The 12,101-nt window shown below is 37.5% G+C and carries 11 protein-coding genes; 1 reads left to right on the forward strand and 10 read right to left on the reverse strand.

All coding sequences use genetic code 11. The features are described 5' to 3' along the window. Window positions 1–24: 24 nt before the first annotated feature. The 3 genes from RVS70_RS07120 to RVS70_RS07130 all read right to left on the reverse strand — a co-directional run bounded on the left by RVS70_RS07120 (window position 25) and on the right by RVS70_RS07130 (window position 3,708). On the reverse strand, window positions 25–1,554 hold the full coding sequence (locus RVS70_RS07120; protein ID WP_026681639.1) for a cation acetate symporter: 1,530 nt from the start codon (window positions 1,552–1,554) through the stop codon (window positions 25–27). Next, window positions 1,551–1,907, reverse strand: coding sequence for a DUF485 domain-containing protein (locus RVS70_RS07125; protein ID WP_026681640.1), 357 nt, complete (start codon window positions 1,905–1,907; stop codon window positions 1,551–1,553). The genes RVS70_RS07120 and RVS70_RS07125 overlap by 4 nt, the downstream gene beginning before the upstream one ends. Before the next feature lie 874 nt (window positions 1,908–2,781). Next, the gene (locus tag RVS70_RS07130) at window positions 2,782–3,708 is read right to left on the reverse strand and encodes a fumarylacetoacetate hydrolase family protein (protein ID WP_121605650.1); all 927 of its coding nucleotides are present in this window, start codon (window positions 3,706–3,708) and stop codon (window positions 2,782–2,784) included. Between the two features lie 189 nt (window positions 3,709–3,897). Here RVS70_RS07130 and RVS70_RS07135 point away from each other — a divergent pair, with 189 nt between their 5' ends. Beyond that, window positions 3,898–4,323: a hypothetical protein gene (locus tag RVS70_RS07135; protein WP_321132775.1), complete on the forward strand. Its 426-nt coding sequence runs from the start codon at window positions 3,898–3,900 to the stop codon at window positions 4,321–4,323. A gap of 256 nt (window positions 4,324–4,579) precedes the next feature. Here RVS70_RS07135 and RVS70_RS07140 read toward each other — a convergent pair whose 3' ends face one another. From RVS70_RS07140 to aroD, 7 genes are all read right to left on the reverse strand, one after another. Beyond that, window positions 4,580–5,863 carry a GntP family permease gene (locus tag RVS70_RS07140; RefSeq protein ID WP_121605652.1) on the reverse strand — a complete coding sequence of 428 codons (1,284 nt, stop codon included), beginning with the start codon at window positions 5,861–5,863 and terminating at the stop codon, window positions 4,580–4,582. 27 nt (window positions 5,864–5,890) lie between these two features. After that, a complete protein-coding gene (locus RVS70_RS07145; protein WP_026681645.1) occupies window positions 5,891–7,069 on the reverse strand; it encodes a thiolase family protein in 1,179 nt (392 codons plus the stop codon). A 21-nt stretch (window positions 7,070–7,090) separates the two neighbouring features. Next, a complete protein-coding gene (locus tag RVS70_RS07150; protein WP_026681646.1) occupies window positions 7,091–7,867 on the reverse strand; it encodes a 3-hydroxybutyrate dehydrogenase in 777 nt (258 codons plus the stop codon). A 25-nt stretch (window positions 7,868–7,892) separates the two neighbouring features. Beyond that, complete coding sequence (locus tag RVS70_RS07155) at window positions 7,893–8,570, reverse strand: 3-oxoacid CoA-transferase subunit B (protein ID WP_034679183.1); 678 nt, start codon at window positions 8,568–8,570, stop codon at window positions 7,893–7,895. Between the two features lie 16 nt (window positions 8,571–8,586). After that, window positions 8,587–9,282 (reverse strand): CoA transferase subunit A, encoded by a 696-nt coding sequence (locus RVS70_RS07160; RefSeq protein ID WP_026681648.1) that lies wholly within the window; start codon window positions 9,280–9,282, stop codon window positions 8,587–8,589. 267 nt (window positions 9,283–9,549) lie between these two features. Continuing rightward, window positions 9,550–10,917: a sigma-54 interaction domain-containing protein gene (locus tag RVS70_RS07165; RefSeq protein ID WP_121605654.1), complete on the reverse strand. Its 1,368-nt coding sequence runs from the start codon at window positions 10,915–10,917 to the stop codon at window positions 9,550–9,552. 316 nt (window positions 10,918–11,233) lie between these two features. Beyond that, on the reverse strand, window positions 11,234–12,001 hold the full coding sequence (aroD, locus tag RVS70_RS07170) for a type I 3-dehydroquinate dehydratase (RefSeq protein ID WP_240455766.1): 768 nt from the start codon (window positions 11,999–12,001) through the stop codon (window positions 11,234–11,236). Window positions 12,002–12,101: the final 100 nt, after the last annotated feature.

A 12,101-nucleotide genomic window follows, 5' to 3' on the forward strand; every position in this document is an offset into this window, starting at 1 on the left:
GGAGAGCCAGCCATATTTACATTTCTATTCCCTATACCCGGTATTTGCTTTTACTTGAACTTCTGCATAATGGTTTAAATCTACTTCTTTAGAAAGCATAGTTCCAATATACCCGCCTAAAAAGCCTAATGGTACTGAAATCAATGCAGGATTGGTTAATGGGAAAATAGGTTCACCAACAAATATTGCTGCTCCTTCAATAGGTGAAAATACATTTGGACTAATCGAAACTAGAACAAGCGCTGATACGAGACCGAATAACATTGCCGTAATTGCTCCTGCTGTATTAAATCGTTTCCAATAAATTGTATAAAGGATCACAGGTAAATTGGCACTTGCCGCAACACAAAATGCTAACGATACAAGGAATGCAACATTCATTGTTTGTGCAAATAGGGCAAATATGATGGAGAATACGGAAACGCCTAAGGAAGCATAACGTGCTGCAAGCATCTGCTGCTTATCCGTTGCTTTTCCTTTTTTTATAATTTGTCCATAAATATCATGAGCAAAAGCGGAAGCTCCAGACAAAACAAGGCCAGCGACAACAGCAAGTATGGTTGCAAACGCTACCGCTGAAACGAATGACATTAGAAAATTTCCACCAAGTGCTTCTGCTAATAATGGAGCAGCCATATTACCAGCAGGATTTGCCGCAGTAATTAGCTCTTCCCCAACAAATGCTGCTGCTCCAAATCCTAGAAAGATAGTTAATACATAAAATATACCAACGACCCATGTTGCTGTTACGACAGAACTTCTTGCTGTTTTGGCATTTCTTACTGTAAAGAACCGCATTAAAATATGTGGCAGCCCTGCAGTACCGAGAACTAAAGCTAACATTAATGATATTGTATCTAGTGGTACGTTATACTTCAATCCTGGGTTTAAGTAATCTGCTCCATGACTAGTTACCGTTTTCATCTCGCTAAACATGCCTAGAATATTAAAATTAAACTTCGCCAATACCATAAATGCAATAATCACTGTACCAATCATTAATAATACTGCCTTAATAATTTGCACCCAGCTCGTTGCCGTCATGCCTCCAAATAAGACATATATTGTCATCATTACTCCAACTATTAGCACTGCAATCCAATAATCTATATCAAATAATAGCTGAATTAAAGCTCCTGCACCAACAAGCTGGGCAATCATATAAAATATGACAATAGTAATCGTGCTAAGCGCGGCAATTCCTCTTACTTTTTTAGCATCAAATCTTGCATTAATCATGTCTGCCAATGTATATTTCCCTAAGTTCCTAAGAGGCTCTGCTACTAAGAACATTACAACTAAATATGCTATTAAAAATCCAATACTATAAAAGAAGCCATCAAATCCGTAAAGCGCGATTGCTCCCGCTATGCCTAAAAAAGAAGCGGCTGATAGGTAATCACCTGCGATAGCAAGACCATTTTGCCACCCCTTTAATCCACCACCGGCAGTATAAAAATCTCCGGTTGTTTGCGTTTTTTTAGCTGCATAATAGGTAATTACCAAGGTAGCTATGACAATAATTAAGAAGAGTGTTACTACGGTAGCATTCATTCATGTCTACCCCCTAGCTGATTTTCAACGATTTCATCTGATTGGCGGTCAAAGCTTGCTGATTTTTTAACATAAACGGTACAAAAAACCCAAGTCATAATAAATTGGCAAAACGCAAAAATCCATGCCCAAGAGATATCGCCAATTACCGGCGTGTTTAAAATTGTAGAATACGAAGTTAAAATGGGTAACATAAAATAGAAAACTAAAAAGAAAACAGTAAGCGGTAGGATAAACTTTTTCCGTTTAGCAATTAAATTTTTAAATGCTTTACTTTCAGATACTGCAATGAAATCTGGCTTACCTTTCGAAAATTCTTCTTTTTTGAAATCGCTTTCAACACTCATGCTCATTCCTCCCTCAATTTTTCATTATTTATAAAGTGAAACTTCCATCCGTGGGGGAGTTTGTTTATCCCCACGGATGGTTAGGTGAACCAATCGGACATTTACTGGCAGTTGATCCCCTCTTACCTATATTGGGTTCACTTTATTACTTGAGGTGGGGGCTTACTGCCAGTTATATGCGGGATAAAGTGAAACTTCCATCCGTGGGGGAGTGTGTTTATCTCCCACGGATGGTTAGGTGAACCAATCGGACATTTACTGGCAGTCGACCACACACTTATCCATATTCATTTCACTTTATCGCTTGAAGTGGGGGGCTTACTGCCAGTTATATGCGGGATAAAGTGAAACTTCCATCCGTGGGGGAGTTTGTTTATCTCCCGCGGATGGTTAGGTGAACCAATCGGACATTTACTGGCAGTCGACCACACACTTATCCATATTCATTTCACTTTATCGCTTGAAGTGGGGGCTTACTGCCAGTTATATGCGGGATAAAACATAACCCTATTTTTCAATACTCAAATAGTATACTAACTTTAATAAATATTCAATCTATTTTAAAAATTTATTATAAATTAGGCTAAAAGTAATAGGTTAATTTTGATTAAATATCTGGATATTTAGGTAATTTCACACCACTTTCCTTCACACGGATTATAAAAAGAGAATATAAACAACGAATTTGATGCAAAAATAATAATAAGTTAATTTAGAATATTCGATATTTTTATAGAAATGAGCGCTTTTGAAATAGAAACATTTACATTGTTTTATTCTATTTGTATTCGAGTCAGTAGTAGTAAAAACAAAAAAGCCCCAATCGTCTGAAGTAGATAGATACAGACGAACTTGGACTTTCTCCAATAATTGCTATAACTTATTCCCTTATCTTATTTTCCATCTGGCCAATAGCTTCAATTTCTACTTTTACTACATCACCATCATGTAAAAATTGTGCTGGTTCCCTAGCAAACCCAACGCCATCCGGTGTACCTGTCATAATAATATCTCCTGGGTATAAGGTTATTAATCTCGAAATAAATTGTATTAAAAATGGAACATCAAAAATTAGCTGATTAGTGTTTGCAGATTGGCGTTCTTCCCCATTTACAAATGAACGAATTGATAGATTAGATGGATCTTTTAATTCTTCCGTTGTTACGATCCATGGTCCGATTGGTGTGCTACGATCTAATGTCTTACCTTGTAACCATTGGGGTGTTCGCTTCTGAAGATCTCGAGCTGTTGTATCATTAGCTATCGCATAACCCGCAACATAATTCAGTGCGTCATCCTTGAGAACTTTAGAAGCCTTTTTCCCAATTACAACTGCAAGTTCAACCTCATAATCAAGCTCGCTTGTAAAGGCAGGTTTTTCGATTACATCCTCTGGTCCAATTAAAGCATTATTATACTTTGCAAATATTACTGGATACTCGGGCATTTCACCTTTCATTTCCTCTACATGATTCGCGTAGTTTTTGCCTACACAGATGATCTTACTGGGTTTTTCAATAGGTGTTTTTAATCTGACATCATCTAGAGGGATTCTGTTTTCTCCTTCTTCTTTTTCAAGATTGTATTGAACTGCTTCATATGCTCGCTCAATTGCTGATGAACCGATTGCGAAAAAATGAGATGCATCACTAGGAAGATATTTTTCTAAATTCGCTATTATACCTTTCTTTTCATGTGAACTTAGCAATTGCCGATATGCATTCTGTACATCCAATACGTAGTTATCTAATACACAGCCAATTCGCGATTCTTCTTTTCCCTTTATGCAGTAATTGACTAATTTCATACCTACACCTCTTTCATTTAGTCAGTAGCAATAATTTTATCAATATTTATAATAAAAGCACAAGTACTCCTCCCATATCAACTCGCGCTTAGAGAACAGACAGAAAACTGAATGAGTCTTAAAAGCAGAAATAATCGTTCTTTTTCTTTATAATTATAATAAGAATAGATATAGGGAGGAGCGGTACATGTGCAATCTGTTATTGAGTTAGTCGATAGTGTAGAAATTATATCTGCCAAACCACAGTTTATAATTGCTAAGAAAGATCCTTCATTAGAAATCATCGGAATTGGAAGAAGTGCTGTGGTTTTTAAGATTAAATCCACCTCAATGGCCCTCAAAATATTTCCTCCTGTGTTTGAACATATTGCGTTAGAAGAGGCCAAAATATATGCTTTATTGGAAGGGAACAATTTTTTCCCTTCTTTATATGAAGCTGGTAATAACTATCTATTAATCGATTATATTAGCGGATACACATTATATGACTGTTTACTGAAAGGAATTCCACTTACGGAATTGAATATTAAAAAGGTGGACGAAGCCTTACATTCCGTTAAACGATTAGGTTTAAATCCTTCTGATATTCACTTACGGAATATTATGCTAACGTGAGAGGGAACGATTAAATTAATTGACGTAGCCCGTTTTCGACAAACTACATATGACTCTCAATGGGATGACATTAAATTAGCCCTCTCCACCATGTATTTTAAAAAGTACACTCCTAAGAAGATACCTGCATGTATTTTAAATGGCATTGCTTTTTTATATAAAAAGAGAGTAGTACAAGCACCTCTAATTAAATTAAAGAAAGTAGAAAATAAGTAGAGCAAGTACAGTATTTCGAATAACCGTACTCGCTCCATTTCTAGATTAATCCAATTGAAGCTAGGATAATAGCTATGATAACAGATATAACTGGTATAAGAACTGCCACTACGAAAATATCTTTATAGCTATCTTTATGAGACATTCCAGTTATAGTTAACAATGTTAATACTGCACCATTATGCGGTAATGCATCGAGGCCACCTGATGAAAGTGACGCAATACGATGAAATGCCTCTGGTGATATTCCTGTATTCATGGCTATATCATAGTATTTTGAACCTAATGCCTCTAAGGCAATTCCCATTCCACCTGAAGCGGAACCTGTGGCTCCTGCTAATATATTTACTGCAACTGCTTCAGATATTAGTGGATTTCCTTTAATACCCATTAGTATTTCAGTAAGCTTTTCAAAACCAGGAACCACCTTAACCACCGTTCCAAAGCCTACTGCTGCGCTTGTATTAATAATAGCTGTAACCGATCCGACCGCTCCACTATTGATAGCTTTTATGAAATACTTCGTTTTATGAACATTAAGCAATAGTATTAAGATAATGCCGGATATCAACGCGATGACGATATCCCATTTCAATAAATTCAAGGTAAGCAATACCGTTAATAATGGAAGTAACGATAACAGGAAATTTGGTGTCGATTCCTCTCTATCTTCAACATTTTGTTCTGTCGGTTCTGAAAACGTTTCACCGTTAGCAGTTAATTTCTTTTCTCGCCAGCTCAGATAAAAATAACCACCACCGCCCATAACAATAGCTGCAATAATTCCCATTATTGGTGCAGCGACTGCACTTGTATGAAAGTATTCCATCGGAATTAAATTCTGTATCTGAGGCGTACCCGGCAGTGCAGTCATGGTAAAAGTAAAAGCTCCTAAAGCAACCGTCGCTGGGATTAACCTTCTACTAATATTCGCTTCCCGAAATAGCGTTAATGCTAATGGATATACAGCAAATACAACAACAAATAAGCTTACTCCACCATATGTTAGAACTGCCGACGATACTAATACCCCCAATATTGCTCGCTTCGTACCAATAATCTTTGTTAAAGCTACTGCAACAGATTTAGCCATTCCTGTATCTTCCATTAACTTCCCAAAGATAGCTCCTAACATAAATACCGGAAACCACTGCTTAGCAAAAGATACGAATCCCCCCATATATGTATCTTTATAGGCATCTAGCAAGTCGAGTCCTCCAGTTAGTGCCACAACCCCAGCAGCTATTGGAGCTACCCAAATAATAGACCAGCCTAAATAGGCAAGCACCATTAATACAATCAGCCCCAGTATGATTCCAATCATGAAAAATCCCCCCATATCATTTTGATATTAGATTACTTCAACGATCATGGCTATCCCTTGGCCACCACCAATACATAATGAAGCCATGCCATATGTTTGCCCTCTACGCTTCAACTCTTTAATAAGTGTATATAAAACCCTCGTACCACTCGCGCCAATTGGATGTCCTAAAGCAATTGCACCGCCGTTAACATTTACTTTAGCACGATCCAATCCCATTTCCTTCTCTACAGCAAGATACTGTGATGCAAAAGCTTCATTCACTTCAATTAAATCGATATCTTGTAGACTCATGTTTGCATTATCTAAAGCCTTTTTCATCGCAGGTACTGGACCAATTCCCATGATAGATGGATCAACTCCAGCCACCCCCCATGACATAATCCTAGCAATTGGTTTAAGTTGCTGTTCGTTAATGAACTGCTCTCCAGCTAAAATGACTGCAGCAGCACCATCATTTATACCACTTGCATTCCCACCGGTAACAGTACCCTCATTTTTAAATGAAGTCTTTAACGTTGACAAACGTTCGATTGTTGTATCTTCTCGGATATGTTCATCTGATTCGATCCATAGGGAACCCTTCTTAGACTTCACTTCTACCCCTACAATTTCTTCACTAAATTTACCATCACGTCTAGCTTTACTCGCCCGTTGATGACTTTGATAGGCGTACTCATCTTGTTCACTTCGAGAAATGTGATATTTCTCCGCCAAATTTTCAGCCGTCACGCCCATACCAGCTCCAATGTACTCATCGGTCAATGCGGACCACAACATGTCATCCATCTTCGGCGTTCCTAATTTTGTACCAAACCTACTTCCTCTTAGTGCATGAGGGGCTAAGCTCATATTTTCCACGCCACCAGCTAATGCCACCTGTCCTTCTTTTAATTGAATAGACTGCGCCGCATTAATGACAGCCTGGAGACCAGATCCACATAGTCGATTCACCGTTAATGAAGGACTTTCAATAGGTACTCCCGTATCTAATGCAATATGCCTTGATAAGTAAGGGGCATTCTTTGCAGAATGAATCACATTTCCCATAACTGTAAAATCAATCTGTTTCGCATCAATCTGACTTCGCTGAATAGCTTCTTTACTTACAATTACGCCAAGTTCTGTAGGATCTACATCCTTCAACCCTCCCCCAAATGTACCAAATGGGGTCCGTGCTCCTTCTAAAATATATACATTCTCCATCTATTTTTCACTCCTTACCCATTATTGAGCTGTATAGCCGCCATCTATAATGATTGCCTGACCTGTTACACCTTTTGCTTTATCGCTAGCAAGAAAAACGGTATAGTCAGCAATTTCCTGGACAGATAATAATCGTTTCTGAGGAACCAATGGATAAATAACCTCCTCTAGTACTTTTTCTAGAGAAACATTACGATTTTTTGCTAAACCTTCCATTTGATTACGAACTAATGGTGTATCCACATAACCAGGACAAACTGCATTTACGGTGATTCCATCCGCTGCACCCTCTAAGGCAGCTACCTTTGTTAAACCAATCAACCCATGTTTAGAGCTATTATACGCAGCCTTTCCAGCAAAACCGATTACTCCGTTTATCGAAGACATGTTAATAATACGTCCACTACCCTGCTTTTTCATGATTGGGAAAGCATACTTTGTTGCAGTAAACGGAGCGACTAACATGACCTTTGTCATAAACTCGAATTTCTCCGTTGGGAATTCCTCAATGGAAGCCACATGCTGTAATCCAGCATTATTAATAAGTACATCTAGTTTTCCATAGTGATCTACTGTTTGATCGATAGCCTCTTTTAGTTGCTCCTCATTTGTAACATCACATTGAATTCCTAAACAGTTATAGCCTTTTTCTTGCCAATGATTTACTGATTGTTTAACTTTTTCTTCATTTATATCCGTAAAAACTACGAAAGCTTTATTTTTCAAAAATTCAACACCAATTTCATAGCCAATGCCACTTGCTGCACCAGTTATAAAAACAACCTTATTTTCGACCATCAATAGTTCCTCCTGTTCATTTTTGTTAAAATGCTGCTTCTACTAATTGGTTACTTACGCTAAGTTCAGCTCCAGTAGACGCAATTACTTTTTCAACTGTCCATCCCCTAGCAATTTCTTGAAGAATCAGACCACTGCTCGTTACATCAATTACTGCTCGATCCGTAATGATTCGATCAACGACCTGTTTTCCAGTTAACGGTAATTGACACGCTTTTACTATTTTGGGGTGTCCGTCCTTCGTTACATGGTCCATAATGATAACTATTTTTTTGGCACCATGTACAATATCCATTGCTCCCCCCATTCCTTTAATCATTTTTCCTGGGATCATCCAATTTGCTAAATCGCCCGATTCAGAAACCTCCATCCCACCTAAAATTGCTAGATCCAGATGTTCACCACGTATCATAGCGAACGACTCCGCACTACTGAAATATGAAGCTCCTGTTATGGCGGTCACAGTCTCTTTTCCGGCATTAATTAAATCTGGATCAACCTCATTTGCATAAGGAGATCTGCCAATGCCAAGCAGACCATTTTCCGATTGGAGAACAACCTTTTTGTCGGCTTGAATATAATTGGCAACCATTGTTGGCATACCAATTCCTAGATTAACATAGGAACCGCTTACAATTTCACGCTCAGCTCTTATTGCCATATTTTCTCTTACGTTTACTTTACTTACTTGCTTTAACACCATTATTTCCTCCCTTTTACTACGCTTCTTGTTTTATTGTTAACCGCTCTATTCGCTTTTCCTGTTTCCCTTGAATTAATCGATTCACATAAATACCAGGTGTATGAACAGAAGCCGGGCTTATCATTCCTGTTTCCACTATCTGTTCTACTTCCGCAATGGTAATACTTCCAGCAGCAGCCATCATTGGATTGAAATTTTGTGCCGTTTTCGCATATTGCAAATTACCATCTTTATCCCCTATTGCTGCTCGAATGAGACTATAATCAGCTTTTAGTGAGGTCTCAAGTAAATAATCCTTGCCAGCAAATTGACGTACTTCCTTCCCCTTAGCTATTGCTGTACCCACACCAGCTGGCGTATAGAAAGCTGGTATCCCGGCTCCACCTGCTCGAATTCTTTCAGCTAACGTCCCTTGAGGAACTAGTTCTACTTCTAATTCTCCTGTTAATACCTGACGTTCGAATTCCTTATTTTCACCTACATAGGATCCAATCATCTTATCAATTTGCTTATTTTTTAGTAATAAGCCTAAGCCCCAATCATCAATACCACAATTATTAGAAATTACGGTTAAATGTTTTACATTTGTTTCAACTAAAGCCAAAATAAGATTTTCTGGTATTCCTACTAAACCGAACCCCCCTACCATAATAGTTGCTCCATCTTCCATACTATTTATCGCTTCTAAAAATGATTGATATATTTTTTTCATTCTCTGCACTCCTTTCACAATTATTATGCAAATAACATGCCAACCCTTACGAATTTTTCGATAAGTTTCTCCTTAACCCGCCAATCCTTTGTATAAATAGCATTCCATATTATCTTTTATTAGTAGAAACGGCATAAATAAATACCCCGATTCCATGTTTATGGAAAACGGGGTATTTATTATTAGTATTCATTTGCAAACCCTTACTTCTATTTACCATCTACACATGATTCCAAGTTTATGGAACACATTCCGAAATGCCGGAAGCTAGGAAAGCCCATACTTTCTAAGTTTTTCATAAAAACTTGATTTTTTAATTCCTAGGATCTGCATTGCCCTTTCTTTGTCTCCTTTGCTTTCTTTCATTGCATGTTGAATTGTTTTCTTTTCGGTTAGTTCTAGAATTTCTTTTAAATTCCCTGTCCGCTTCTCTATATTTGCGGGTGGATGCATACGATCTGGTAAATCAGCAACAGTTATTTTTTCATCGTTGGTTAGATGCACTGCAGATTCAATGACATTTTCTAATTCACGAATATTTCCGGGCCAACTATAATAGGTCAGCTGCGTCATTGCTGCTGGATCAATATCCATTACTCGTTTTCCTGTCCTTGCTCTTACTTTATGCAAAATAAACTTTGTAATTATTCGAATATCATCAGGCCTTTCACGTAGGGGTGGTATAAAAACTTGTACAACATTAATTCGGTAGAACAAATCCTCTCGAAACAATTGCTTTTTTATTAGCTGTTCCAATGGTTGATTTGTCGCAGCAATGATTCTTACGTCAACCTTTTTAGGAGCCTCTGATCCTATTGATTCTATTTCGCCTTCTTGAAGCACTCTTAAAATTTTTACTTGTGCGGATAATGGCATATCCCCTATTTCATCTAAAAATAACGTCCCCCCATCTGCTAATTGGAACTTTCCTAGTTTCCCCCCTCTTTTTGCTCCAGTAAAAGCTCCTTCTTTATAACCAAATAACTCTGATTCAATTAAATGTTCTGGAATCGCTGCACAATTTACTTTAACAAATGGTTTTGTATTCCTCTCACTTAGATGATGAATACTATGAGCAAATAGTTCCTTCCCTGTACCACTTTCGCCTCGAAGTAAAACAGATACATCACCAGGTGAAACCTTTTTTATTTTTTCCTTTAACTCACTCATCTGCTTGGAACTACCAGCTATATCATGAAGTGAATAGGTAATGCCATGCTGCTCCTTTAATTGATTCCGATAATGTTCAATTTCAAGTAATAAATCTTTAATATGACTGTTCATCAGCATCCATTCTTTCGTATCACGATACAGAACGGTTCCAACTGCACCGACTATCCTGCCTTCAGAACGAACCGGAATTCGATTAGCAATCATGTGATTACCACGAATATACTGTAAATCTGCTATTTCTTCCTTACCAGTTTGTACAACAATATGCATCCTTGTATTTTCTATAACATCCGCTACATGTTTACCGATAACTTCCTGCTTATCCAGCTCTAGAAAACGACAATAGCTATTATTCATATAAGTAACCAAGCCTTGATCATCCACTACTACAAAGCAATGATAGGCATTTTCGAAAACGGTTTCAAAAATTTCATCTTTATACTCAGACGTTAATGTTGCCATAACACATTCCTCATTTCCCTTTGACTATTGGTTTACGATTATTAGAAAGAAAAACGTAATTATTACCTCTTTATTGCAGTGATAGGCTTTATTCCGTATATAACTGACAGTAAATGTCCGGGTTAAGAGCCTTTAGGTCATACCGTGGTACGAACTATCATTGGAGATAAACTAACCCCCTATGATTGAATTTTCACTTTATTTAATCATTAGAACATGCAACGTAGAATTTTTGTAAAACTTTATATCTCGTGCGGGTGTTTTTTCGTTGTGGGTATTTCTTTCAGCCTAAAATTCCAACTGCTAAAAAATGTGTTCAGCAGTTGGAATGATAGTGTAGTCTCTCCATTAAATATTTCAACTCTTCAGCAGCGATTTGTCCTGGTGCAGAGGCATGCTTTCCTGAGCCAAAGGTTGCTGCAGAACCTACGAATTCGCCTGCTATTCTACTCAATATTCCTTTTTTTCCCATCGCAATAGTTATATATGGCTGCTTTGCAGTAGTTTTTATAGTTTCCGCAACAGTTAACAACCGGAGAACATCCGATATGCTATTAGGCATAACAGCAATCTTAACGATGTCTGCTCCAGCGTTTTCCATCGAAATCAAGCGATTAGTCATCTCTTCATTCGTCGGCGTACCTTCAAAATCATGATTAGACATAATTACTATAACTTGGTTCCTCTTTGCCTTTTCCACCAAACGTTTAATCTCAATGGTGCCTGTAAACAATTCAAGATCAATTAAATCAAGATATCCCGATTCGATTGCTGTGCTTAACAAATTTATATATACGGATGTATTCAAATTTTTCATTCCACCCTCTTTATAGGAACGAAATGTAAAGAGTAGTGGTATGCCATCCATTTCTTTATGTAATTCTGAGAGTACGTAAATGACCGCTTCGATACTTTCCGCCTCTTTTAAAGCATCAACACGCCATTCAATAATATCCGGGTTTTCTTTCTTTACCTCATTGAGTTCAGACTTTAACTCATGTAAATTAACACCCATTAAAGGGATAATCACCTTCGGAATACCTTTACCAATAAGGATATCCTTTACGGATACGATATTCATCATTTATCCTCTCCCTAGCAACTTATCTACTCATTATAATCGTTACAGCAATCATTGCCAATATGAGATTATTTCAATTAACGTGCATGTGTATACTATTTCG

The organism is Virgibacillus sp. M23 (assembly GCF_034190895.1).
Taxonomy (GTDB): Bacteria; Bacillota; Bacilli; order Bacillales; family Amphibacillaceae; genus Virgibacillus; species Virgibacillus salarius.

What these genes read in the sequence shown, in the direction of transcription:
- aroD (WP_240455766.1), bottom strand. Translation starts at nt 12,001, where the DNA reads ATGATGAATATCGTATCCGTAAAGGATATCCTTATTGGTAAAGGTATT.
- RVS70_RS07155 (WP_034679183.1), bottom strand. Translation starts at nt 8,570, where the DNA reads ATGGTGTTAAAGCAAGTAAGTAAAGTAAACGTAAGAGAAAATATGGCA.
- RVS70_RS07130 (WP_121605650.1), bottom strand. Translation starts at nt 3,708, where the DNA reads ATGAAATTAGTCAATTACTGCATAAAGGGAAAAGAAGAATCGCGAATT.
- RVS70_RS07160 (WP_026681648.1), bottom strand. Translation starts at nt 9,282, where the DNA reads ATGAAAAAAATATATCAATCATTTTTAGAAGCGATAAATAGTATGGAA.
- RVS70_RS07125 (WP_026681640.1), bottom strand. Translation starts at nt 1,907, where the DNA reads ATGAGCATGAGTGTTGAAAGCGATTTCAAAAAAGAAGAATTTTCGAAA.
- RVS70_RS07120 (WP_026681639.1), bottom strand. Translation starts at nt 1,554, where the DNA reads ATGAATGCTACCGTAGTAACACTCTTCTTAATTATTGTCATAGCTACC.
- RVS70_RS07165 (WP_121605654.1), bottom strand. Translation starts at nt 10,917, where the DNA reads ATGGCAACATTAACGTCTGAGTATAAAGATGAAATTTTTGAAACCGTT.
- RVS70_RS07140 (WP_121605652.1), bottom strand. Translation starts at nt 5,863, where the DNA reads ATGATTGGAATCATACTGGGGCTGATTGTATTAATGGTGCTTGCCTAT.
- RVS70_RS07145 (WP_026681645.1), bottom strand. Translation starts at nt 7,069, where the DNA reads ATGGAGAATGTATATATTTTAGAAGGAGCACGGACCCCATTTGGTACA.
- RVS70_RS07150 (WP_026681646.1), bottom strand. Translation starts at nt 7,867, where the DNA reads ATGGTCGAAAATAAGGTTGTTTTTATAACTGGTGCAGCAAGTGGCATT.